This is a genomic window from Cellulomonas sp. KH9 (assembly GCF_900114185.1).
Taxonomy (GTDB): domain Bacteria; phylum Actinomycetota; class Actinomycetes; order Actinomycetales; family Cellulomonadaceae; genus Cellulomonas.
Window position 1 is genome coordinate 64,764 of the sequence record NZ_FOSE01000002.1, and the last position, 22,783, is coordinate 87,546.

A 22,783-nucleotide genomic window follows, 5' to 3' on the forward strand; every position below is an offset into this window, starting at 1 on the left:
GACGGTACGTCAGGGACGAGCGTCCCGGTGCGCGGGTGGGGCGGTCGACTCGCGCCAGACGACGGTGGTGAGCGGGGGCAGCCCGGCGGGCGCCGGCTCGGCGTGCAGGGCGGCGACGAGCTGCCGCATCGCGCGCCGTCCGGCCTCGGTGCGGTCGGTGTCGACGGTGGTGAGGGACGGCGTCAGGTACGGCCCGACGGCGGCGTTGTCCCACCCGGTGACGCTGACGTCCCCGGGCACGGACCACCCGCGCTCCGCGGCACCCCGCATCACGCCGACGGCGACGAGGTCGTTGCTCGCGATGACGGCGAGGGGCGGTGCGTGCTCGGGCAGCGACCTGATCGCGTGCAGACCCGCCCGCCCGGACCAGTCGCCCTCGACCACGCCGAGCGACGTCAGGCCGAGGCGCTCGACGGTCGCGAGGTACGCGTCGCGCCGGGCCACGGCGGAGGCGTACTCGGGCGGGCCCGCGACGTGGAGGAAGCGCGTGTGGCCGAGGGCGGCCAGGTGCTCGACGAACGTCACGACCGGTGAGGAGTCGACGAGCTCGCCGGCGGCGTGCATGTCGTCGTCGAACGTGTCGGACACCGCGACGGGGACCCCGTCCGGCGCGTGATCCTGGACCGCGGGCAGGAGCGGGGTGAACGACAGGACCCCCTCGAACTGGCCGGACCGCGCGAGCTCGAGGACGCGCTCGCTGCGGGTCTCGACGCTGCCGTCGACGTGCAGGACGTCCATGGCGTACCCCGCGGCCTGCGCCGCTGCCGAGGCGCCCGCGAGCATGGCGGCGGGGTCGTAGGCCGGCAGGCCCATCACGGCCGCCACGCGCCCCGTCCGGCGGGTGCGCATCGCGCGGGCGGCGAGGTTCGGCCGGTAGTGCAGCTCCTCGGCGGCCCGCAGGACGCGCTCGCGCGTCGCGGGGGAGATCGACCCCTTGCCGGCGAGCACGTAGGAGACGGTCGACTGCGCCACGCCCGCCAGGCGTGCGACGTCGCGGCTGGTGGCGCGCGGTGCGTCCATGTCGGTCCTCCGCCGGGGGTGGACTCCTGCCGACCGGGACGGCCCCGGCGCGGTGCGACGTCGTCACGGCTTGACGGGTGCACCCGTGACCCGCATCCTACCGTGATACGTATCACCACTGATACGTATCACGTGCCCGACGACCTCCTCGGCCGCCGTGTCACGCGACCTCGTGTGCGTCGACAGCACGCACACCGGCACCAAGGAGTCCGGACCATGCTCAACGTCGGCGTCGTCGGGACCGGGAGCATCGCGGCGGCGCACGTCGCGGGGTACGCGGCGTTCCCCGAGGAGTGCCGTGTCGTCGCCCTGCACGACGTCGCGGCGTCCCGGGCGCACGACACGAAGGCCGCCTTCGGGCTCGTCGACGCCGACGTCGTCACCTACGAGGAGCTCCTGGCACGGGACGACGTCGACCTGGTGAGCGTCTGCACGCCGCCGTCGTCGCACCGGTCCCTCACGGTGGACCTGCTGCGCTCGGGCAAGCACGTCCTCGTCGAGAAGCCGATGGCACCCTCGGTCGCCGCCTGCGACGAGATGCTGGCGGCCGCGCGCCAGGCCGGGAGGACGCTCGGCGTGGTCGCGCAGAACCGGTTCCGCGACGACCTGGCCGCGGTGAAGGAGACGGTCGACTCGGGGCTGCTCGGGCCGGTGTCGCACGTCCGTGTCGACTCCGCGTGGTGGCGGGGCACGCCGTACTACGACCTGGACTGGCGGGGCACCTGGCAGTCCGAGGGTGGCGGTCCCACGCTGAACCACGCGATCCACCACATCGACCTCCTGCTGTGGATGCTCGGCCGTCCCGAGCGCGTCACGGCGGTCATGACGAACGCCTGGCACGACAACTCCGAGGTCGAGGACCTCTCCGTCGCGCTGCTCGAGTGGGAGCGGACGATCGCGACGCTGACGGCGTCCGTCGTGCACCACGGCGAGGAGCAGGCCTTCGCGGTCCAGGGCCGCGACGCCGCCGTCGCCCAGCCGTGGTCGGTGCGGGCGGAGTCCGCCCAGCCCAACGGGTTCCCGGCACGCGGCGGCAACGCCGAGCTCGTCGCCCGCATCGAGCGGCTCGCCGCGGACCGTCGACCGCTCGCCCACGAGGGCCACGCGGGCCAGATCGGTGACGTGGTCGCCGCGCTCGTCGCCGGCCGTCCGCCCGCGATCACGGGGGAGGACGGACGCCGCACGGTCGAGGTGGTCACCGCCGTCTACCAGGCCGCGATCGAGCGTCGGCCCGTCGACCTGCCGCTCGACCCCGCGTCCCCGTGGTACACCGGCGAGGCCCTGCTGGCACGGGCGCCGCGCTACCACGAGAAGACCGGCGCGGTGGCGTCGCAGGAGGGTGTGATCTCCCTCGGCGGCTCGCCCGGTCCGCACGCCTGAACCGCCATCGCCCGGGCGGTGCCGCCGGCGCCGCGCCGACCTCAGCCCCGGCCTGCGCCCCGCGGGCCCCGACGTCCGAGGAGCACGCCCGATGAGCAGGACCGACGGCTCGACCTACGCCCCCGACCCCGTCCCCGCACCCGTCGTGGGACCGGGGGAGTTCACCATCGCCGCGATCGGCCTGGACCACGGGCACATCTACGGCCAGGTCGACGGCCTGATCGGTGCGGGCGCCGGGCTGGCCTGGGTCTACGACCCGGACCCGCGCAAGGTCGCCGCCTTCGCCGCCCGCCACCCCGGCGTCCGGATCGCGCGCAGCGAGGCCGAGGTACTCGACGACCCCGCCGTGCACCTCGTCGCCGGCGCCGCCGTCACCTCCGAGCGCTGCGCCCTGGGCATCCGCGTCATGGAGGCGGGCAAGGACTACTTCACCGACAAGGCGCCGCTGACCACGCTCGAGCAGCTCGCCGCCGCGAAGGACGCCGTCGCCCGGACGGGGCGCACGTACGCCGTGTACTACTCGGAGCGGCTGCACGTGGAGACGGCCGTGTTCGCGTCGCAGCTGATCGCCCAGGGCGCGATCGGGCGCGTCCTGCAGGTCATCGGCACGGGCCCGCACCGGCTCGGCACGGGACGCCCGGACTGGTTCTTCGACAAGGAGCGGTACGGCGGCATCCTGTGCGACATCGGCTCCCACCAGATCGAGCAGATCCTGCACTACACGGGTGCGTCGGACGGCGAGGTCGTCCGGTCGCAGATCGCGAACCACCACCACCCCGAGCACCCGGGTCTGGACGACTTCGGCGACGCGATGCTCGTCATGGACAACGGCGCCACCGGCTACTTCCGGTGCGACTGGTTCACCCCCGACGGGCTGCAGACCTGGGGTGACGGGCGCACGATCATCCTGGGCACCGAGGGGTTCATCGAGCAGCGCAAGTACCTGCAGCTCGGCGACCCGCAGTCCACCGGCGGCCACCTGTACCTCGCGAACGGCCAGGAGGAGACGGCGTTCCACCTCGCGGGGGAGGTCGGCTACCCGTACTTCGGTGAGCTGGTCCTCGACTGCCTGAACCGCACCGAGAACGCCATGACGCAGGAGCACACGTTCAAGGCCGCCGAGCTGTCGGTCAGGGCACAGCTCCAGGCCGTCGAGCTCACCGGCCGCGGCTGAGGGTCGCGTCGGCGCCGTGCCGTGACCTGCGCGGCGCTGACGGCCCGTGCCGTCAGGGGACGACGGACCGCGAGCGGTCCCACGGGACCGACCAGCCCGCGGCGTCGAGCACGCCCGCCAGCACGAGCGCCGTGAAGCCCCACACGACGACACCCCCGTCGAGCTCGAAGGCGGGTGTGCGCACCCGTCCGCGACCCGCGGGGTGCACCACGACGCCCCGGCGCGCGGGGTCCACGAGGTCGGCCACCGGCGCCCGGAAGACGTCCACGGCCTCGCGGTGGTCCACCGCCACGACCGGCGAGGGGCGGGCCCACCACGCCAGCACGGGGGTCACGAGGTTGTCGCTGACGGGCAGCGGGAGGTCGGCGAGGGTGCCGAGCACCTCGACGCCCGACGGGTCCAGGCCGGTCTCCTCGACCGCCTCGCGCAGCGCGGCGCCCACCGGGCCGTCGTCCTCGGGGTCGATGCCGCCGCCGGGGAACGCGACCTGTCCGGGGTGGTGCGCCAGGGTCGCCGCCCGGCGGTGCAGCAGCACGTCGAGGTCGGCCGGCACGTGCTGCGACCCGACCCGGGCCGGTGCGTCGTCCAGCACGCCGAACAGGACGAGGACCGCGGAGCGGCGCGCGCCGCTGCTGCGGGCGAGCAGGCCGGGGTCACCCGGCCAGTCGACCCCGTCGTGCGCCACGCGCAGCAGGTCGGCGCGTGCGCCCGCCGCGTCGGTGGGGCTCACCCGCGGGCCCGGACCTGGTCGGCGAAGGCCGTGAACACCCGCAGCGCGGCGGGCGCCAGCGCCGGCAGGTGGTGCGCACCGTCGGCACGGAGCGCGTCGATCTCGTCGTCGTCCATGCCGTCGACCATGTCGGGCGTGGCCAGCCAGAGGTCGAGCATCGCCACGTCGAGCTCGGGGTGGAACTGCACGCCCAGCGCGCTGCCGGCGCGGAACGCCTGCACCCGCGTGGCGTCCGTGGACGCCAGGAGCGTCGCCCCGTCGGGCAGGTCCACCTCGTCGCTGTGCCAGTGCAGCACCGTCGGGACCGCCCCGGCGGGCCCCAGCCCGCCCAGGACCGGGTCGTCCGCCACGACCCGCACGGGCGCGAACCCCACCTCGTGCGACGTCCGGCGGTGCAGCCGTGCCCCCAGCGCGAGCGCCAGCAGCTGGTGCCCCAGGCAGACGGCCAGCACGGGCACGTCGGCGTCCACCGCGGCGGCGAGCAGCCCGCGCTCGGCGGCCAGGCCCGGGTGGCCCGCGACGTCGTCGGCGTCCATCGCCCCGCCCATGACGACCACGCCGGAGACGTCCGCCAGGGCCGGCAGCCTCGGCTCGGCGACGTCGAGCACCGTGCGCACCGTGTACGGCACGTCCAGCGCGCGGGTGATCGCCCCCGGCCCCTCGTGCGGCGCGTGCGTGAGCACCAGCACCGGGCGCACGGCGCTCACCAGCCGTCGGGCAGGGGGCGGCCCTCGTCGTACCCCGCAGCGGACTGGATGCCGACGACGGCCCGCTCGTGCAGCTCCTCGAGGTTGGTCGCGCCGACGTACGTCGCCGCGGAGCGCACCCCGGCCGTGATCTGGTCGAGCAGGTCCTCCACACCGGGGCGACGCGGGTCGAGGTACATCCGCGAGTGCGAGATGCCCTCCTCGTACAGGCCCTTGCGCGCGCGCTCGAACGCGGACCCGCCCTGCGTGCGCGCGGCCACGGCGCGCGCCGACGCCATCCCGAAGCTCTCCTTGTACAGCCGTCCCTGGCTGTCGGTCCGCATGTCGCCCGGCGACTCGTGCGTCCCGGCGAACCACGAGCCGACCATGACCTGCGAGGCGCCCGCGGCGAGGGCGAGGGCGACGTCGCGCGGGTGCCGGACGCCGCCGTCGGCCCACACGTGCCGCCCCAGCCGCCGCGCCTCGGCCGCGCACTCGAGCACGGCGGAGAACTGCGGGCGGCCCACGGCGGTCATCATGCGGGTCGTGCACATGGCACCCGGGCCGACGCCCACCTTCACGATGTCGGCGCCCGCCTCCACGAGGTCCCGCACGCCCTGCGCGGTGACCACGTTGCCCGCGACGACCGGCACCCGGGGGTCGAGCGCCCGCACCGCGGCCAGCGCGTCGAGCATCTTGCGCTGGTGGCCGTGCGCCGTGTCGACCACGAGCACGTCGACGCCCGCGTCCAGCAGGTCGGCCGCCTTGGCCTTCACGTCGCCGTTGATCCCGACGGCGGCGGCGATCCGCAGCCGGCCCTGCGCGTCGAGCGCGGGCGTGTAGATCGACGACCGCAGCGCACCGACACGCGTCAGCACACCCACCAGGCGTCCGTCGGACACGACGGGGGAGAAGCGGCGCCGCGAGCGGTGCAGCTGCTCGTACGCGTCCTCCAGCCCGTGCGCGCCGCCCTGCTCGATGACGGCGAGGTCCACGGTCGTGGGGTCCGGCGTCATCACCTGGTCGACCTGCGTGAACATGTCGACGTCCCGGCAGTCCGCCTCGGTGACGACCCCGACCGGCCGGCCGTCGTCGACGACCACGGCGGCACCGTGCGAGCGCTTGGCGATGAGCGTGAGCGCGGTGTGGACGGTGTCGTCGCGGGCGACCACGGTCGCCGTCTCCACGACGGGGTGCCGCTCCTTGACCGACGAGACGACCTTGCGGACCACGTCCGTGGGCGTGTCCTGCGGGAGCACGGCGATCCCGCCGCGCCGGGCGACGGTCTCGGCCATGCGGCGGCCGGCGACGGCGGTCATGTTCGCGACGACCACGGGGATGGTCGTCCCCGTGCCGTCGCTCGAGGCCAGGTCGACGTCGAAGCGGGAGGTGACCTCCGAGCGGGACGGGACGAGGAAGACGTCGCCGTACGTGAGGTCGGACGCGGCCGTGTGGCCGTCGAGGAAGCGCATGAGGGGACCCCTTTCCCAGGAATCCTAACGATCCGGCCGCGGGCGCGGCACCGGCCCCGGCGGACGGGACCCCGCCGGTAGTCTCCCGCACATGCTGGTCGCGCTCACGGGGATCGGTCTGTCGGCCGCGGCGGGCCTCAACGCGTACATCCCGTTCCTGCTCGTGGCGCTCCTCGCGCGGTTCACGGACCTCGTGGTGCTGCCCGCCGGCCTGGAGTGGGTGCAGAGCGGCTGGGCGATCGGTGTCGGGGCGGTGCTGCTGCTCACCGACGTCGTGCTGGACAAGGTCCCCGCGGTGGACACCCTGAACGACGCGGTGCAGACGTTCATCCGCCCGGCCACCGGGGGCATCGTCTTCGCCGCCACGTCCGCGGCGGAGGAGCTCGAGGCGTCGTCGTGGGTGCGGGAGAACCCCTGGGTGCCGGTCCTCGCGGGGATCGTCGTCGCGGGCCTCGTGCACGCCGGCAAGGCGGCTGCCCGCCCCGTCGTCAACGCCGGCACCGGAGGCCTGGGTGCACCCGTCGTCTCGACGATCGAGGACGGCGCGGCGATCGGCCTGAGTCTGCTCGCGGTGTTCCTCCCGGTGTTCGTCCTGGTGGTCCTCGCCCTCGGCGTCTGGGCGCTCGTCGTGCTGCGGCGCCGGTGGCGTGCACGGCGGGGCGGGCGGGTGGCGCAGGACGGACCGCTGCGCGGCACCTAGAGTGGGACGTCCGGCAACCGTCGGCACACCGCCGGAGGACCGGCACGAAGGAGGCCCAGGTGGGGCTGCTCGAACGCATCTCGTCGCCGCAGGACGTGCGTCGGCTCACGACGCAGGAGGTCGACGCGCTCGCTGAGGAGATCCGCGAGTTCCTCGTCGACCAGGTCTCGCGCACCGGCGGCCACCTCGGCCCGAACCTCGGGGTCGTCGAGCTGTCCATCGCGCTGCACCGCGTCTTCGACTCCCCGCGCGACACGATCGTGTTCGACACCGGGCACCAGGCCTACGTGCACAAGCTGCTGACCGGCCGCCAGGACTTCACGTCGCTGCGCCGCCGGGGCGGCATGTCCGGGTACCCCAGCCGCACCGAGTCCGAGCACGACGTCGTGGAGAACTCGCACGCGTCCACCGCGCTGTCCTGGGCGGACGGCATCGCCAAGGCGCGGCAGCTGCGCGGCGAGGCCGACCGGCACACCGTGGCCGTCATCGGCGACGGCGCCCTCACCGGCGGCATGGCCTGGGAGGCGCTCAACAACATCGCCGCGGGCGTCGACCGGCGCCTCGTCATCGTCGTCAACGACAACGGGCGGTCCTACGCGCCGACCATCGGCGGGCTCGCCCAGCACCTCGACTCGCTGCGCACCACGCAGGGCTACGAGTCGGTGCTGACGTGGGGCAAGACGACCCTGCGCCGCTCCGGGCCGCCCGGGCGCCTGGCCTACGAGGCGCTGCACGGGCTGAAGAAGGGCATCAAGGACGTCGTCGCGCCCCAGGGCATGTTCGAGGACCTGGGCCTGAAGTACATCGGTCCGGTCGACGGGCACGACGAGCAGGCCGTCGAGCGTGCGCTGCGCCGGGCACGGGCGTTCGGCGGGCCGGTGATCGTCCACGTCATCACCGAGAAGGGCCGCGGGTACACGCCCGCGGAGCAGGACGTCGCCGACCGCTTCCACGCGGTGGGCCGGATCCACCCCGAGACGGGGCTGCCGCTGGCGCCGTCGCGGTTCGGGTGGACCAGCGTGTTCGCCGACGAGATCGTGCGCATCGGCCGGCGCCGGCCCGACGTGGTCGCGATCACGGCCGCCATGCTGCAGCCCGTGGGCCTCGCCCCGTTCGCCACGGAGTTCCCGGAGCGCGTCTTCGACGTGGGCATCGCCGAGCAGCACGCCGCGACGTCGGCCGCCGGCATGGCCTTCGCGGGCCTGCACCCGGTCGTCGCCGTCTACGCGACGTTCCTCAACCGCGCCTTCGACCAGGTCCTCATGGACGTCGCCCTGCACCGCGCGGGCGTCACGTTCGTGCTCGACCGCGCCGGCATCACCGGTGACGACGGGGCGAGCCACAACGGCATGTGGGACCTGGCCATGCTGTCGATCGTGCCCGGGCTGCGGCTCGCGGCGCCCCGCGACGAGCCCACGCTGCGCGCCGCGCTGCGCCAGGCGGTCGACATCGACGACGCACCGAGCGTCGTGCGGTACCCGAAGGGGTCGATGGGTGACCCCGTGCCCGCGATCGAGGACGCCGACGGGGTCGACGTGCTGGCGCGGCACGAGGGCGCGGGCACGCGGGTGCTCGTCGTCGGGATCGGGGCCATGGTCGGCACCGCGCTCGCGGTCGCCGACCTGCTCGCGGCCGACGGCACCGCGGTCACCGTGGTCGACCCGCGCTGGGTGCTGCCCGTGCCGGCCGCCCTGGTGAAGCTGGCGGGGGAGCACGACCACGTCGTCACCCTCGAGGACGGGCTGGTCGACGGTGGCATCGGGGCGTTGCTGGGGCAGCGTGCGCGGGAGGCGAACGTGCCGACGCCCGTGCAGTCGTTCGGGGTGCCGGGCGTCTTCCTGGAGCACGCGTCCCGCGACGAGGTGATCGACGAGCTGCGGCTCACGCCGCACGACGTCGCGGGGGACGTCCTCGCGGCGCTGCGCGCACGCGGCTGACCAGGCGTTGTGGTGGGCGTCACCGGGGCGTCCGGGGCGCGGGGACCGAGGTCCCAAGACATCCCATCATTTGCTCCGTAGCGTCGTCCTCATCGACCCCGACCCAGGGAGAGCCTGATGACCATCACCGCCGCCGCCAGCGACCGCAGCGACACCGTCGTACCTGCGGCGTGGGAGGGCTTCGTCGCCGGACCGTGGACCGACCACGTCGACGTCCGCGACTTCATCCAGCGCAACTACACGCCCTACGAGGGTGACGCCGACTTCCTCGCCGGCCCGACAGCCCGCACCACCGGCATCTGGGGCAAGCTCTCGGAGATGTTCCCGGCGGAGCGCGAGAAGGGCGTCTACGACGTCGACCCCGCCACCCCGTCCACGATCACGTCGCACGCCCCGGGCTACATCGACGAGGCGAACGAGCTGATCGTCGGCCTGCAGACCGACGCGCCGCTGAAGCGCGCGATCATCCCCAACGGCGGCTGGCGCATGGTCCAGACGTCCCTCGAGACCTACGGGTACGAGGCGCCGCAGGAGATCATCGACATCTTCACGAAGTACCGCAAGACCCACAACGACGGGGTCTTCGACGTGTACCCGCCGAACGTCCGCGCCGCCCGGTCCTCGCACATCATCACCGGCCTGCCCGACGCGTACGGCCGCGGCCGCATCATCGGCGACTACCGCCGCGTCGCGCTCTACGGCGTCGACCAGCTCATCGCCGCGAAGAAGCTCGAGAAGGCCTCCCTCGACATGGAGCGCTCGGTCGAGGACGTCATCCGCGACCGCGAGGAGCTGTCCGAGCAGATCCGCGCGCTCGGCGAGCTCAAGCAGATGGCCGCCTCCTACGGCTACGACATCTCGCAGCCCGCGACCAGCGCCCGCGAGGCCGTGCAGTGGCTGTACTTCGGCTACCTCGCCGCGGTGAAGGAGCAGAACGGCGCCGCGATGTCGCTGGGCCGCACCTCCACCTTCCTCGACGTCTACCTGCAGCGTGACCTCGAGGCCGGCATCCTCACCGAGGACCAGGCGCAGGAGATCATCGACGACTTCGTCATCAAGCTGCGCATCGTCCGGTTCCTGCGCACCCCGGAGTACGACACGCTCTTCTCCGGCGACCCGACGTGGGTGACCGAGTCGATCGGCGGCATCGGCGAGGACGGGCGCCCGCTCGTCACCAAGACGTCGTTCCGCTTCCTGCAGACGCTCTACAACCTCGGTCCGGCCCCCGAGCCCAACATGACGGTGTTCTGGAGCGAGCGGCTGCCCGAGGGCTTCAAGAAGTTCTGCGCGCAGGTCTCGATCGACACCTCGGCCGTGCAGTACGAGTCGGACGAGCTCATCCGCGCCTCGTGGGGCGACGACGCGGCCATCGCGTGCTGCGTGTCCCCGATGCGTGTCGGCAAGCAGATGCAGTTCTTCGGCGCTCGCGTCAACACCGCCAAGGCACTGCTGTACGCCATCAACGGTGGGCGTGACGAGATCACGGGCAAGCAGGTCGCCCCCGTCTCGGCGCCCGTCGAGGGCGACGTGCTCGACTACGACGACGTGCTCGCCAAGTTCGACAAGACGCTGGACTGGCTGGCCGAGACGTACGTCGACGCGCTGAACTGCGTGCACTACATGCACGACAAGTACGCGTACGAGCGCATCGAGATGGCGCTGCACGACCGCACCGTCCTGCGCACGCTCGCCTGCGGGATCGCCGGCCTGTCGGTCGTCACGGACTCGCTGTCGGCCATCAAGTACGCCAAGGTCACGCCCCTGCGGTCGGCCGACGGCCTCATCACCGACTACGTGGTCGAGGGCGACTACCCGACCTACGGCAACGACGACGACCGTGCGGACGACATCGCGGTGTGGCTCGTGCGGACCTTCATGGAGAAGATCCGCGCGCTGCCCACGTACCGCAACTCGCTGCACACCCAGTCGGTGCTGACCATCACGTCGAACGTGGTCTACGGCAAGAACACCGGGTCGACCCCCGACGGGCGCAAGCTCGGCGAGCCGTTCGCCCCGGGCGCCAACCCGATGAACGGCCGTGACACGCACGGCATGCTGGCCTCCGCGCTGTCGGTCGCCAAGCTGCCGTACTCCGAGGCGCAGGACGGCATCTCGCTCACCTCGTCGATCGTGCCCGCCGGGCTCGGCCGGACGAAGGACGAGCAGGTGACCAACCTCGTCGGTCTGCTGGACGCCTACGTGCTGTCCTCCGGCTACCACATGAACGTCAACGTGCTGAACCGCGAGACGCTCGTGGACGCCATGGAGCACCCGGAGAACTACCCGCAGCTGACGATCCGTGTCTCGGGCTACGCCGTGAACTTCGTGCGGCTCACGCGCGAGCAGCAGCTCGACGTGCTGTCCCGCACCTTCCACGGCGCGGTCTGACCCTCGTGACCCCGGCCCGGCGTCCTGACCGCCGGGCCGGGGCCACCCCCGGCACCACCGACCCTGCGAGGCCACGATGAGCACCACCACCGAGCAGACCGGTGCGCCGGTCGTGCCGCTCGGCATGCCGCTGGTCGGCGGGTCGCACACCCGCACGCAGGGGCACGGCACCGCCGGCCTCGAGGCCACCGAGACGGAGCGCAGCGAGCGGCTCGCGGCGGTCCGCGAGGGCCGGCTCGGCTCGGTGCACTCCTGGGAGCTCGTCACGGCCGTCGACGGCCCCGGCACGCGGCTGACGATCTTCCTGTCCGGGTGCCCGCTGCGGTGCCTGTACTGCCACAACCCCGACACCATGGAGATGCGGCGGGGCACCGACGTCACCGCCGACGAGCTCCTCACCCGCATCGCCCGCTACCGCGGCGTGTTCAAGGCCACCGGCGGGGGCGTCACCATCTCCGGTGGCGAGCCCCTCATGCAGCCGGCGTTCGTGCGGCGCCTGATCCGTGGCGCGGCGGCCATGGACGTGCCCGTCGCGATCGACACGTCGGGCTTCCTCGGCGCCCAGGCCACGGACGAGATGCTGGACGACGTCTCGCTCGTCCTCCTGGACGTGAAGTCGGGGCTGCCCGAGACGTACAAGCGGGCCACGGGCCGCGAGCTGCAGCCCACCCTCGACTTCGGTCGGCGCCTGGCCGCGCGCGGCAACCGCATGTGGATCCGGTTCGTGCTCGTGCCCGGCCTGACGGACGCCCCCGAGAACGTCGAGGCCGTCGCCGACTACGTCGCGTCGCTGGGCGAGGCGGTGGAGCGCGTCGAGGTCCTGCCGTTCCACCAGATGGGCCGCGACAAGTGGGCCGACCTCGGCCTGGCGTACGAGCTCGAGGACACCGAGCCGCCCACGCGCGAGGCCACCGAGGCCGTCCGCGACGTCTTCCGCGCCCGCGGGCTGACCACGTTCTGACGACCTTCCGCCGCTCGCCCGATCGCCCCCGGTCAGGCGTGAGAGGTCGATCCGGCGCGACAGTGATCGAGCCGTGCTACCACTCCTGCCGTGCCAGCAGCGGACCGGTGAACTCGATCATGTCCGCGGTCACGCGTTCGAGGTCGTTGCGTCGTCCGAGGACGTCCCCCCGGTGCGGACCGAGCACCTCCCACCCGAACCGGTCCCGGAGGTCCTGGCGTCGTCGCAGGTCAGCGCAGTGCTGTGCGCTCGTGGCGGCGTGGTACTCCTCACCGTCGTACTCGATCCCGACCCGCTGGTCGGGGTACCCCAGGTCGAGGCGGTAGACCGCACGTCCGGACGCGTCACGGATGCGGATCTGCGGTACGGGTCGCGGCAGCCCTGCCTGGAAGAGGCGCAGTCGCAACCAGGACTCGCCGGCGGACTCGGCGGCCGGGCCCGTGGTCGGGTCGTGGGCCGGGCTTCGGGGTCCGACGGCGCGGCGGACCGGAGCGGGGACGTACCGCTGGATCGGTCGCCCGCGCCGCGCCGCGCCGCGGGACGGGTCCTGCCCCGGGGACCGGGCACCCGCGTGGGCGTGCAGGCGGATCGACCTCTCACCGAGGGCTGGATCGACCTCTCGCGGGGAGAGGTCGATCCAGCCCGTGGTCGTCAGGTGGTGGGGACGTTCGCCACGCCGTCGGGAAGCAGCCGTCGGCCCAGGACCCTCTCGCTGTAGCCGGTGCGGTCCAGGTACGGCGTGATGCCGCCCAGGTGGAAGCCCCACCCGGCGCCCAGGATCATGCACAGGTCGATCTGCTGCGGGGTGGTCACGACGCCCTCGTCGAGCATGTGACCGATCTCGACCGTCAGGGCCGTGAGGACGGCGTCGAGCACCCCGGCCTCGTCGAGCGGCTCGTCGGCCGGCGGGGTCTCCCGGGCGGCGTCGAACACGGCCTGCACGGCCGGGTCGACGCGCTTCGGCAGCCCCTTGGCGGGTGCCGGCGTGACGACGGTCGTGCCGTCCGCGACCAGCTTCTCGAGCCCGGGGGAGCGCGGGAAGCGGTCGCCCAGGTCCTCGCGCAGCGACGTCAGGACGTGCAGCCCGACGGCGGGCCCGACGAGGTCGAACAGCTCGAACGGCGGCATCGGCAGGCCCAGCGGGTCGAGGGCGCGGTCGGCGACCTCGACGGGTGTGCCGTGCTCGACGGCGTCCACGATGATGCCGAGCAGCAGCACGAGCAGGCGGTTGACGACGAACCCGGGACGGTCCTTGACCAGGACAGGGGTCTTGCGCAGCTTCGCGGCGACCGCGAACCCGGTGGCCAGGGCCTCGTCGGACGTGGCCTGCGCCTGCACGACCTCGACCAGCGGCATGGCCGCCACGGGGTTGAAGAAGTGCAGGCCGACGACCCGCTCGGGGTGCCGCAGGTCCGCCGCCATGCGGGTCACGGACAGCGCCGACGTGTTCGTCGCGAGGATCGTGTCCGGGGCGACGACGTCCTCGAGCTCGGCGAACACCCGCTTCTTGAGCTCCAGCACCTCGGTGACCGCCTCGATCACCAGGTCGCACCCCGCGAACACCGCGAGGTCCGTGGACCCCGTGATCTGGGTGGTGATGCGCGCGCCCGCGTCCGACGTCATGCGGCCCGAGGACACGAGCCGCTCGACGGTCGAGCGCACCGCGGCCAGGCCGTGGTCGACGCGCTCCTGGTCGAGGTCCCGCATGACGACGGGCACCCCGAGCCGCTGGGCGAACAGCAGCGCGATCTGCCCGGCCATGAGCCCGGCGCCGACGACGCCGACCCGCGTGACGGGGCGGGCGAGCGAGGGGTCGGGCGCACCCGTGGGCTTCTTGCCGCCCTGGACGAGCCCGAAGGCGTAGACGCTGGCGCGCATCTCGTCGCTGAGGATGAGGTCGGCCAGCGCCTCGTCCTCCGCGGCGAACGCGGCGTCCCTGTCGGCGTCCCGCGCGGCGGCCATGAGGTCGAGCGCGCGACCGGGCGCCGGGCGCGAGCCGTGGACGACGGCGTCGAGCCGGGTGCGGGCCGCCTCGACGACGGCCTCCCAGGTCGCGGCGTCGTCGAGCGGGCGACGCTCGACGACGACGTCGCCGCGCAGCACGCCCGCGGCCCAGCGCACCGACTCCTCGAGGAAGTCCGCGGGGTCGAGCACGACGTCGACGAGCCCGATCTGCGCCGCCTGCGCCGCGGTGTACGGCGTGTTGGCGGCCGGGCGGGTGAGGACCACCTCGACGGCCTTCTCGATGCCGACGAGCCGGGGCACGAGGTACGCGCCGCCCCACCCCGGGACGAGCCCGAGGCCGGTCTCCGGCAGGGCGAGGGCGCGGACGTCGGCGGCGGCGGTGCGGTAGTCGCAGTTGAGGGCGACCTCGAACCCGCCGCCCAGCGCGGCGCCGTTGACGAAGGCGAACGTCGGCACACCCATCTCGCCGAGCATCCGGTACGCCTCGTGCCCACCGCGGCCGAGCGCGAGCGCGGCCTCACGGGTGCGCACGCCGGCGACCTGCAGCAGGTCGGCGCCCGCCGCGAGGTAGTACGGCTTGCCCGTGACGGCGACGGCGGCGATCTCGCCGGCCGCGGCGCGCTCCTGCAGGCTGCGCAGCGTGGCCGTGAGCTCGGCGATGCCCTGCGGTCCGAGAGTCGTGGGCTTGGTGTGGTCCAGCCCGTTGTCGAGGGTGACGAGTGCCAGCGTGCCCAGGCCCCCCGGCAGCCGGACGTCACGGACCAGGGCGTGGGTGACGCGCTCGGGTCGCGGCTCGGACGTGCTCATCGGGCGGCCTCCTCGGCGGTGAAGTGCGGGTTCTCCCAGATGACGGTGCCGCCCTGCCCGAGGCCGACGCACATCGCGGTGAGGCCGTACCGGACCTCGGGGTGCTCCGCGAACTGCCGTGCGAGCTGCGTCATGAGGCGGACGCCGGACGACGCGAGCGGGTGGCCGACGGCGATCGCGCCGCCGTAGGGGTTGACACGCGGGTCGTCGTCGGCGATGCCGAACGCGTCGAGGAAGGACAGGACCTGGACGGCGAACGCCTCGTTGAGCTCGAACAGGCCGATGTCGTCGATCGTGAGGCCGGCGCGCGCGAGCGCCTTCTGCGTCGAGGGCACCGGGCCCAGGCCCATGACCTCGGGCTCCACCCCGGCGTACGCGAAGGAGACCAGCCGCATGCGCACCGGCAGGCCGAGCTCCTCGGCGACGTCCTCCGCGGCGAGCAGGCAGGCGGCGGCACCGTCGGTGAGCGGGGCGGACGTGCCGGCGGTGACACGGCCGCCGGCGCGGAACGGGGTCGCCAGGCCGGCCAGGCCCTCGAGCGTGGTGCCCGGGCGGGGCGGCTCGTCGGCCGTCGCCAGGCCCCAGCCGTTCGCGGGGTCGCGCAGCGCGACGGGCACGAGGTCCGGGTCGATCTTGCCGGCGGCCAGCGCGGCGGCGTACTTGGCCTGGCTCGCGGCGCCGTACGCGTCCGCGCGCTCCTTGGTGAGCGCCGGGAACCGGTCGTGGAGGTTCTCGGCCGTCACGCCCATGTTGAGGGCGTCGGCGGCGACGATGCGCTCGGCGAGGAAGCGGGGGTTGGGGTCGGCGTCGAAGCCCATCGGGTGGCGGCCCATGTGCTCCACACCACCGGCGATGGTCACGTCCTGGGCGCCGAAGCCGATGGCGGCGGCGGTGGTCGTCACGGCGGTCATCGCGCCGGCGCACATGCGGTCGATCGCGAAGCCGGGGACGGTCGTCGGCAGCCCGGAGAGCATCGCGACGGTGCGCCCGAGCGTCAGGCCCTGGTCGCCCTGCTGGGTGGTCGCGGCGAGCGCGACGTCGTCGACGCGCTCGGGCGGCAGCCGGGGGTGGCGTCGCAGCAGCTCACGGACCGTCCGCACGGCGAGGTCGTCGGCGCGGGTGTGGGCGTAGAGCCCGTCCTTGCGGGCGCGGCCGAACGGGGTGCGCACCCCGTCGACGAAGACGACGCGCCGGGCGGCGGGCACCCGGGCGTCGGGACGGGACGTGCTCGGCATCAGTCCTCCAGGGGGACGGCGGTGTCCGGGGGAGCGCGCACGCGCAGTCGCGCACGGGCAGGACCATCGTCCCTGGACACGCGAGGTTACTCAAGAGTAACGACGCCGGTGATGCAGATCACAGTCCCGCGAGCGGGGACCTCAGGCAGCAGCGAGAGCCGCGGCGAGCGGGCCGGCGAGCAGCTCGACCTGCCAGGCCCGCGCACCGCCGGCCTGGAGCGCGGCCGCCACGGAGGACTCGTCCAGCGGCTGCGGCGGGGACCAGCAGAGCCGCCGCAGCAGGTCCGGCTGCAGCAGGTTCTCGACGGGCACGGTGTGCTCCTGGGACGCCGCGGCGACCACGGCTCGCGCGGCGGTCAGCCGGCGGGCGGCGGCCGGGTCCCGGTCGCCCCACACCCGGGCCGGGGGCGGTCCGTCGCTCGCGGGGCCGCGGGTCGCGGGCAGGTCCGCCTCGGGCAGGGCCACGGCCCGGTCGATCGCCGACTGCCACAGCGCCGCGCGGCGTCGCGTCCCCTTGCCGGCGAACGCCGGCAGCGTCACCAGCTGGCCGACCGTGCGCGGCAGCGCCTGCGCCGCCGCCACGATGGCCGCGTCGGGCAGCACCCGCCCCGGCGAGATGTCGCGCTCGCGGGCGTTGCGGTCACGGGTCGCGTACAGCTCGCGCACCACCGCGAGGCGTCGCGCGTCGCGGACGTTGTGCAGCCCCGACACCCGCCGCCACGGCTCGACCCGCGGCGCCGGTGGCGGTGCCAGCCGCACCGCCTCGAACTCCTGGCGGGCCCACTCGGCCTTGCCGGCGACGGCCAGGCGCTCGGCGAGCACCTGACGGACCTCGACCAGCACCTCGACGTCGAGCGCGGCGTACCGCAGCCACTCCGCCGGCAGCGGACGGGTGGACCAGTCGACGGCCGAGTGCTCCTTGGCCAGCCCGAGCCCCAGCGTGTCGGCCACGACGGCCGCGAGGCCGACGCGCTCCATCCCGAGCAGCCGCGCGGCCAGCTCGGTGTCGAAGAGGCGGGACGGGCGCAGGTGCTGCTCGGCCAGGCCGGGCAGGTCCTGCGAGGCGGCGTGCAGCACCCACTCGACACCGACGAGGGCGTCGGACAGTGCCGACAGGTCGGGCAGCGCGATCGGGTCGATGAGTGCCGTGCCGGCGTCCTCGCGGCGCAGCTGCACCAGGTAGGTGCGCTGCCCGTACCGGTAGCCCGAGGCGCGCTCGGCGTCCACGGCGACGGGTCCGGTGCCCGCCGCGAAGGCCGCGACGGTGGCAGCGAGGGCCTCCGGGGTCGCGACGACCTCGGGGACGCCGTCGGCCGGCTCCAGCAGGGGGACGACGACCGGCGTGGTCACGTCCGGGTGGTCGTCCGCACCCGGCGCGCCCTGCGGCGCCTCGGCATTCATGACGTCCACCGTAGGCGACCGCGGGGGTGCGTCCGTGCAGCAGGCGCGCGCGTCGCGCACGGCGCTCCGGGTGAGGTCCCTGCGGCCGGCCCCGGCGGGTGGTGGGTCAGTCGATGAACCGGTTGCGGATCGCGATCGCCACCAGCTCGGCACGGTCACCGGTGCCGAGCTTGCGCGAGATCCGGGCCAGGTGGCTCTTGACCGTGAGGGCGGACAGGCCGAGCTCCTCGCCGATGAGGCGGTTGGTGCGGCCCTCGGCCACGCGGGACAGGACGCTCAGCTCCCGGGCGCTGAGCTCGGCGGTCGGGACGGGCGGCGCCGGTGCCGGGCGGGCGGGCGTGCCGGCGGCGTCGGTGGTGCTGGCCACCCCGCCGCGGAGGCCACCGGCCAGCAGCGTGCGCAGCTCCACACGACCCGCGCGCCGCGCGAGGACGACGACGCGGTGCGCCCCCCGCCGGCGCAGGGCGCGGACCAGCGTCTCGCCCTCACCCTCGGCGATCTGGGTGACCACCACGCACATCGGATGACGTGCGGGGGTCGCGGACGGCACGCGCCGCGACGTGGGCACGGTCGAGACGCCCGGGCGGCGGGCCGAGATGTCGCGGACGTCGCGTCGCAGAGGCTCGATGGTCACGCCCCGTGCATCGGCAGGCCCCGCCGACGACTTGAGCCGGTGCGCGGGTGGCCCGTCAGCGGCGCGGCAGCGGGACGACGCCCTCCGGGAGCGGGGGCAGGCCGGCCGCCGTGCACAGCAGGGTGGCCCAGGCCGCCAGGTGAGGGGCCAGGTTCTCGTCCCAGGCGGTCCACGAGGCGCGGATCTCGAGCTCGGTCTGCTCCTCGCGCCGGTCCAGCGCACCGAAGCTCTGGGACAGCACCCGCGTCACCGTGCCGCCGGCGGCGTGCGGGGTGACACCGGTGGACTCCAGGGCGTCGTGGAACCACGACCACGCGACCTCGGCGAGCATCGGGTCCGCGCCCACCTCGGCCTCGAGGCTCGCCCGCACCAGCGTGACGAGTCGGAACGAGCCCTCCCACGCCTCCTGGCCCTCGGGGTCGTAGAGCACGACGAACCGCCCGGACGCGAGGTCCTCCGCGGCGACCGACCGTCGCGCCGTGCGGACCTCCGCGGTCAGTGCGGCCGTGTACGGCGCGATGCGGGCAGGTCCGGGAACCTCGTCCAGCACCACCTCGGGGCGCACGGGCACCCCGCGCAACGAGCGCAGGGCGCGGACGAACTCGGCGGGGACGTCCTCGGGTCCGGCAGGGGTCACGCGGCGAGAGTACGGGCGGACCGCTCGTCTCGGTCCCCGGCACGCCGAGGGCGCCGGGCCTCGCGCGCACTAGGCTCGACGACGCATCCGCACGCGCCGCGCGCGCCGGTGCCGGTCGCCGCACAGGCCCGGCACCTCCCGGCGGCCCGTGCTCATCCGGCATAAGGAGCGCTAGTGATGTCTGTCCCGTCGTCGGTCGTCGGCACCGCGCAGATCGGCGTGACCGGGTTGGCCGTCATGGGCCGCAACCTGGCGCGGAACTTCGCGCGTCACGGGTACACGGTCGCCGTCCACAACCGCACGTACGCGCGCACGCAGTCGCTCGTGACCGAGCACGGGGACGAGGGCACGTTCGTGCCGTCGGAGTCGATGGCGGACTTCGTCGCCTCGCTCGCCCGGCCCCGCAAGGTCGTCGTCATGGTGCAGGCGGGTCCCGCGACCGACGCGGTGATCGACGAGCTCGTCCCGCTGCTGGAGGCCGGTGACATCGTCGTCGACGCCGGCAACGCGCACTTCCCCGACACGGTCCGCCGCGAGCAGGCCCTGCGCGCGCACGGCCTGCACTTCGTCGGGACGGGCGTGTCCGGCGGCGAGGAGGGCGCGCTCAACGGCCCGTCGATCATGCCGGGCGGCACCGTCGAGTCGTACGCGTCGCTGGGCCCGATCCTCGAGGCCATCTCGGCCAAGGTCGACGGCGTGCCCTGCTGCACGCACGTCGGGCCGGACGGTGCCGGGCACTTCGTCAAGATGGTGCACAACGGCATCGAGTACGCGGACATGCAGCTCATCGCCGAGGCGTACGACCTGCTGCGCCAGGGGCTGGGTGCCTCGGCACCCGAGATCGGCGAGGTCTTCGCCGCGTGGAACACCGGCGACCTCGAGTCGTACCTCATCGAGGTGACCGCCGAGGTCCTCGCGCACACCGACGCGGCCACCGGTCGCCCGTTCGTCGACGTGGTCGCCGACGCCGCCGAGCAGAAGGGCACGGGTCGCTGGACCGTGCAGAACGCGCTCGACCTCGGCGTGCCGATCACGGGCATCGCGGAGGCGACGTTCGCGCGCGCCCTGTCCGGGTCCGCCCCGCAGCGCGCGGCCGCGCGCGGCGTGCTGCCGGCCGACACGCTCGCCTGGAACGTCCCCGAGCCCGGTGCGTTCATCGAGGACGTGCGCCTGGCCCTGTACGCCTCGAAGCTGGTGGCGTACTCGCAGGGCTTCGACCAGATCGCGGCCGCGTCCGCCCAGTACGGGTGGGACATCGACCGGGCCGCGATGGCGCGCATCTGGCGGGGCGGCTGCATCATCCGGGCCAAGTTCCTCGACCGCATCACGCAGGCGTACGAGCGCAACCCGGAGCTGCCGCTGCTCATCGCCGACCCGTACTTCACCGCGGCCGTCTCCAACGGTGTCGCGGCGTGGCGGCGGGTCGTGTCGGCGGCCGCGGCCCACGGCGTCCCGACGCCCGCGTTCTCGTCCTCCCTCGCGTACTACGACGGCGTGCGGGCCGAGCGGCTGCCGGCCAACCTCATCCAGGCCCAGCGCGACTTCTTCGGTGCCCACACCTACCGGCGCACGGACCGCGACGGCGTGTTCCACACCGACTGGTCCGGCGACCGCACCGAGCAGACCTGGTGAGCCGGCGCACGGGCGCCCAGGTGCCGGCGCCGCGGCTGCAGCCCGTCGTCCTCGGCGGCGACGTCGGGGCGTACTCGCTCGCCCGCACGTTCCACGAGGCGTACGGCGTGCGCTCGGTCGTGGTGTCGTCCGTCTCGACGGGCCTGGTGCGCCACTCGCGCATCCTCGAGAACGTCGTCGAGCCGGGCATCGACGACGGCCCGACCGTCGTGCGCCGGCTGCGCGCGATCGCCGAGCAGCACCCGGGGACCGACCGGGTGCTGCTGGGCAGTGCGGACTGGCTGGTGCGCACGATCGTGGAGAACCGGGCGCAGCTCGAGGACCTGTACACGATCCCGTACGTGGACGTCGCGACGCTCGACCGCGTGACGGACAAGGTGCTGTTCGGTGAGCTGTGTGCCGAGCTCGGGATCGACCACCCCGCCACGGTCGTGCACGACGTGCAGGCCGGGGGGACGCCGGACACCTCCGGGCTGCGGTTCCCCGTCATCGCGAAGGCGGCCGACACCGCGGCCTACCACCTGGTGGAGTTCCCCGGGAAGAAGAAGGTCTTCACGGTCGACACGCCCGCCGAGCTCGCCGACCTGCTGGCCCGGGTGCAGGCCTCCGGGTACCAGGGCCGGTTCGTCGTGCAGGACCTCATCCCCGGGGACGACTCGGGCATGCGCATCCTCACGTGCTACAGCGACGCGTCCGGCAGGGTCCGGTTCTCGGCGTTCGGGCACGTGCTGCTCGAGGAGCACACGCCCGGTGCGCTGGGCAACCCCGCGGGGATCATCACGGGCCACGACGCGCAGATCGTCGCGCAGGCGGTCCGGCTGCTCGAGCACCTGGGGTGGACGGGGTACGCCAACTTCGACCTCAAGTACGACCCGCGGGACGGTCGCACCGTCTTCTTCGAGCTCAACCCGCGGCTGGGGCGGTCGAACTTCTACATCACGGCCGGTGGTCGCAACACGGCCGAGCTCTACGTGCGGGAGCACGTGCAGGGGCTCGACCCGCTGCCCGACGGGGCCGCGGACCACCTCACGGAGCCGCACCTGTACACGGTGCTGCCGCGCTGGCTGCTGCGCCGCTACGTCGCCGACCCCGCGCTGCGGGCCCGCACCCGGGCGCTCGGTCGCGCCGGGCGCGTGACCAACCCGCTGTGGTACCGCGCGGAGACCGACCCGCGGCGGCTGGCCTACCTGGCGGTCGCGCAGGCCAACCAGGTGCGCAAGTACCGCCGCCACTACCCGAAGGGTGACGCGTGAGCGACGCCGGAACGGTGACCCCACGCGGTGACGGCACGACGCCGCACCGCGTGGAGGTCGGCGTCATCGGCGGGGTGGGACCCGCCGCGACGGTCTGCTTCCTGGACCTCGTGGTGCGCCGCACGGCCGCCGAGCGCGACCAGGACCACGTCGACCTGGTGGTCCTGCAGCACGCCGGCATCCCCGACCGCACCGCGTACATCCTGGGGCGCTCGACCGAGGACCCCGGGCCGGTCATGGCCGCCGACGCCCGCCGCCTGGAGCGGCTGGGCGTCGGCTTCGTCGTGGTGCCGTGCAACACCGCGCACCACTTCACGGACGAGGTCGCCGCCGCGGTCGGGGTGCCCGTGCTGAGCATCGTCGACGAGACGGCCGACGAGGTGGCCGCGCGCCCGGGTGTCACGCGCGTCGGCGTGCTGGCCACCAGCGGGACGCTCGCGGCGCAGGTGTACCAGCGGGCGTTCGAGGACCGCGGGCTGCCCGTGGTGGTCCCGGACGACGCCGACCAGGACGCCGTCATGCGGATCATCTACGACCAGGTGAAGGCCGGCCGCCCGGCCGACGTCGGTGCCCTGCACGCGGTCGCGGACCGGCTGCGCCGGCGCGGGGCCGACGTCGTGGTGCTCGGCTGCACCGAGCTCTCCGTCGTGGCGGCCGAGCACGACCTGCTCGCCGACGGCGGGTTCGTCGACTCGCTGGACGTCCTCGCACGGCGGACCGTCGAGCGCGCCGGGTACCCGCTGCGCTGACGGCCGCCGCCCGGGGACGGCG

The 22,783-nt window shown here is 74.1% G+C and carries 19 protein-coding genes; 9 read left to right on the top strand and 10 right to left on the bottom strand.

The window, feature by feature from the left end:
* Nucleotides 1–9: 9 nt before the first annotated feature.
* Nucleotides 10–1,020, bottom strand: coding sequence for a LacI family DNA-binding transcriptional regulator (locus BMZ16_RS06470; RefSeq protein WP_089798825.1), 1,011 nt, complete (start codon nt 1,018–1,020; stop codon nt 10–12).
* Between the two features lie 216 nt (nt 1,021–1,236).
* Here BMZ16_RS06470 and BMZ16_RS06475 point away from each other — a divergent pair, with 216 nt between their 5' ends.
* Both BMZ16_RS06475 and BMZ16_RS06480 read left to right on the top strand, forming a co-directional pair.
* Entirely contained in the window at nt 1,237–2,400 is a 1,164-nt protein-coding gene (locus tag BMZ16_RS06475) for a Gfo/Idh/MocA family protein (protein WP_089798826.1), read from the top strand.
* 91 nt (nt 2,401–2,491) lie between these two features.
* Nucleotides 2,492–3,574: a Gfo/Idh/MocA family protein gene (locus BMZ16_RS06480; protein WP_089798827.1), complete on the top strand. Its 1,083-nt coding sequence runs from the start codon at nt 2,492–2,494 to the stop codon at nt 3,572–3,574.
* Nucleotides 3,575–3,626: 52 nt separating this feature from the next.
* On the opposite strand, the gene BMZ16_RS06485 is transcribed toward BMZ16_RS06480, so the two are convergent.
* The 3 genes from BMZ16_RS06485 to BMZ16_RS06495 are packed head-to-tail and all read right to left on the bottom strand — an operon-like array spanning nt 3,627 to nt 6,462.
* Entirely contained in the window at nt 3,627–4,304 is a 678-nt protein-coding gene (locus tag BMZ16_RS06485; RefSeq protein WP_089798828.1) for an NUDIX hydrolase, read from the bottom strand.
* Nucleotides 4,301–5,011 carry a type 1 glutamine amidotransferase gene (locus tag BMZ16_RS06490; RefSeq protein ID WP_089798829.1) on the bottom strand — a complete coding sequence of 237 codons (711 nt, stop codon included), beginning with the start codon at nt 5,009–5,011 and terminating at the stop codon, nt 4,301–4,303. Before BMZ16_RS06490 ends, BMZ16_RS06485 begins: the two co-directional genes overlap by 4 nt.
* Nucleotides 5,008–6,462 (bottom strand): GuaB1 family IMP dehydrogenase-related protein, encoded by a 1,455-nt coding sequence (locus tag BMZ16_RS06495; RefSeq protein ID WP_089798830.1) that lies wholly within the window; start codon nt 6,460–6,462, stop codon nt 5,008–5,010. Before BMZ16_RS06495 ends, BMZ16_RS06490 begins: the two co-directional genes overlap by 4 nt.
* Nucleotides 6,463–6,553: 91 nt before the next feature.
* Between BMZ16_RS06495 and BMZ16_RS06500 the strand changes: the two genes are divergently transcribed.
* The 4 genes from BMZ16_RS06500 to pflA all read left to right on the top strand — a co-directional run bounded on the left by BMZ16_RS06500 (nt 6,554) and on the right by pflA (nt 12,448).
* Nucleotides 6,554–7,162, top strand: a complete 609-nt coding sequence (locus BMZ16_RS06500) for a DUF4126 domain-containing protein (RefSeq protein WP_089798831.1) — start codon at nt 6,554–6,556, stop codon at nt 7,160–7,162.
* 59 nt (nt 7,163–7,221) lie between these two features.
* Nucleotides 7,222–9,099 (top strand): 1-deoxy-D-xylulose-5-phosphate synthase, encoded by a 1,878-nt coding sequence (dxs, locus tag BMZ16_RS06505; RefSeq protein WP_089798832.1) that lies wholly within the window; start codon nt 7,222–7,224, stop codon nt 9,097–9,099.
* Nucleotides 9,100–9,216: 117 nt separating this feature from the next.
* Nucleotides 9,217–11,487, top strand: a complete 2,271-nt coding sequence (gene pflB / locus BMZ16_RS06510) for a formate C-acetyltransferase (RefSeq protein ID WP_089798833.1) — start codon at nt 9,217–9,219, stop codon at nt 11,485–11,487.
* 76 nt (nt 11,488–11,563) lie between these two features.
* Nucleotides 11,564–12,448, top strand: coding sequence for a pyruvate formate-lyase-activating protein (pflA, locus tag BMZ16_RS06515; protein WP_089798834.1), 885 nt, complete (start codon nt 11,564–11,566; stop codon nt 12,446–12,448).
* A gap of 76 nt (nt 12,449–12,524) precedes the next feature.
* Here pflA and BMZ16_RS06520 read toward each other — a convergent pair whose 3' ends face one another.
* From BMZ16_RS06520 to BMZ16_RS06545, 6 genes are all read right to left on the bottom strand, one after another.
* A complete protein-coding gene (locus BMZ16_RS06520; protein ID WP_089798835.1) occupies nt 12,525–12,854 on the bottom strand; it encodes a hypothetical protein in 330 nt (109 codons plus the stop codon).
* A gap of 245 nt (nt 12,855–13,099) precedes the next feature.
* Nucleotides 13,100–15,220 (bottom strand): 3-hydroxyacyl-CoA dehydrogenase NAD-binding domain-containing protein, encoded by a 2,121-nt coding sequence (locus BMZ16_RS06525; RefSeq protein ID WP_089798836.1) that lies wholly within the window; start codon nt 15,218–15,220, stop codon nt 13,100–13,102.
* Entirely contained in the window at nt 15,217–16,455 is a 1,239-nt protein-coding gene (locus BMZ16_RS06530; RefSeq protein WP_089798837.1) for a thiolase family protein, read from the bottom strand. Before BMZ16_RS06530 ends, BMZ16_RS06525 begins: the two co-directional genes overlap by 4 nt.
* 141 nt (nt 16,456–16,596) lie before the next feature.
* Complete coding sequence (locus BMZ16_RS06535; RefSeq protein ID WP_089799890.1) at nt 16,597–17,856, bottom strand: HRDC domain-containing protein; 1,260 nt, start codon at nt 17,854–17,856, stop codon at nt 16,597–16,599.
* A 106-nt stretch (nt 17,857–17,962) separates the two neighbouring features.
* On the bottom strand, nt 17,963–18,490 hold the full coding sequence (locus BMZ16_RS06540) for a response regulator transcription factor (protein ID WP_255366410.1): 528 nt from the start codon (nt 18,488–18,490) through the stop codon (nt 17,963–17,965).
* Between the two features lie 55 nt (nt 18,491–18,545).
* Entirely contained in the window at nt 18,546–19,127 is a 582-nt protein-coding gene (locus BMZ16_RS06545) for a DUF3000 domain-containing protein (protein ID WP_089798838.1), read from the bottom strand.
* A gap of 177 nt (nt 19,128–19,304) precedes the next feature.
* Between BMZ16_RS06545 and gndA the strand changes: the two genes are divergently transcribed.
* From gndA to BMZ16_RS06560, 3 genes are read left to right on the top strand one after another with little or no spacing between them, the layout of a single operon-like run.
* A complete protein-coding gene (gndA, locus tag BMZ16_RS06550; protein ID WP_089799894.1) occupies nt 19,305–20,759 on the top strand; it encodes an NADP-dependent phosphogluconate dehydrogenase in 1,455 nt (484 codons plus the stop codon).
* Nucleotides 20,756–22,012, top strand: a complete 1,257-nt coding sequence (locus BMZ16_RS06555) for a carboxylate--amine ligase (protein WP_089798839.1) — start codon at nt 20,756–20,758, stop codon at nt 22,010–22,012. Before gndA ends, BMZ16_RS06555 begins: the two co-directional genes overlap by 4 nt.
* Nucleotides 22,009–22,761, top strand: a complete 753-nt coding sequence (locus BMZ16_RS06560; protein WP_255366412.1) for a cysteate racemase — start codon at nt 22,009–22,011, stop codon at nt 22,759–22,761. The genes BMZ16_RS06555 and BMZ16_RS06560 overlap by 4 nt, the downstream gene beginning before the upstream one ends.
* Nucleotides 22,762–22,783 lie beyond the last annotated feature (22 nt).

Bases quoted from the DNA above. Each gene is read 5' to 3' on its own strand.
- pflB (WP_089798833.1), top strand. From the start codon at position 9,217: ATGACCATCACCGCCGCCGCCAGCGACCGCAGCGACACCGTCGTACCT.
- BMZ16_RS06525 (WP_089798836.1), bottom strand. From the start codon at position 15,220: ATGAGCACGTCCGAGCCGCGACCCGAGCGCGTCACCCACGCCCTGGTC.
- gndA (WP_089799894.1), top strand. From the start codon at position 19,305: ATGTCTGTCCCGTCGTCGGTCGTCGGCACCGCGCAGATCGGCGTGACC.
- pflA (WP_089798834.1), top strand. From the start codon at position 11,564: ATGAGCACCACCACCGAGCAGACCGGTGCGCCGGTCGTGCCGCTCGGC.
- BMZ16_RS06500 (WP_089798831.1), top strand. From the start codon at position 6,554: ATGCTGGTCGCGCTCACGGGGATCGGTCTGTCGGCCGCGGCGGGCCTC.
- BMZ16_RS06470 (WP_089798825.1), bottom strand. From the start codon at position 1,020: ATGGACGCACCGCGCGCCACCAGCCGCGACGTCGCACGCCTGGCGGGC.
- BMZ16_RS06495 (WP_089798830.1), bottom strand. From the start codon at position 6,462: ATGCGCTTCCTCGACGGCCACACGGCCGCGTCCGACCTCACGTACGGC.
- BMZ16_RS06530 (WP_089798837.1), bottom strand. From the start codon at position 16,455: ATGCCGAGCACGTCCCGTCCCGACGCCCGGGTGCCCGCCGCCCGGCGC.
- BMZ16_RS06535 (WP_089799890.1), bottom strand. From the start codon at position 17,856: ATGAATGCCGAGGCGCCGCAGGGCGCGCCGGGTGCGGACGACCACCCG.
- BMZ16_RS06475 (WP_089798826.1), top strand. From the start codon at position 1,237: ATGCTCAACGTCGGCGTCGTCGGGACCGGGAGCATCGCGGCGGCGCAC.
- BMZ16_RS06480 (WP_089798827.1), top strand. From the start codon at position 2,492: ATGAGCAGGACCGACGGCTCGACCTACGCCCCCGACCCCGTCCCCGCA.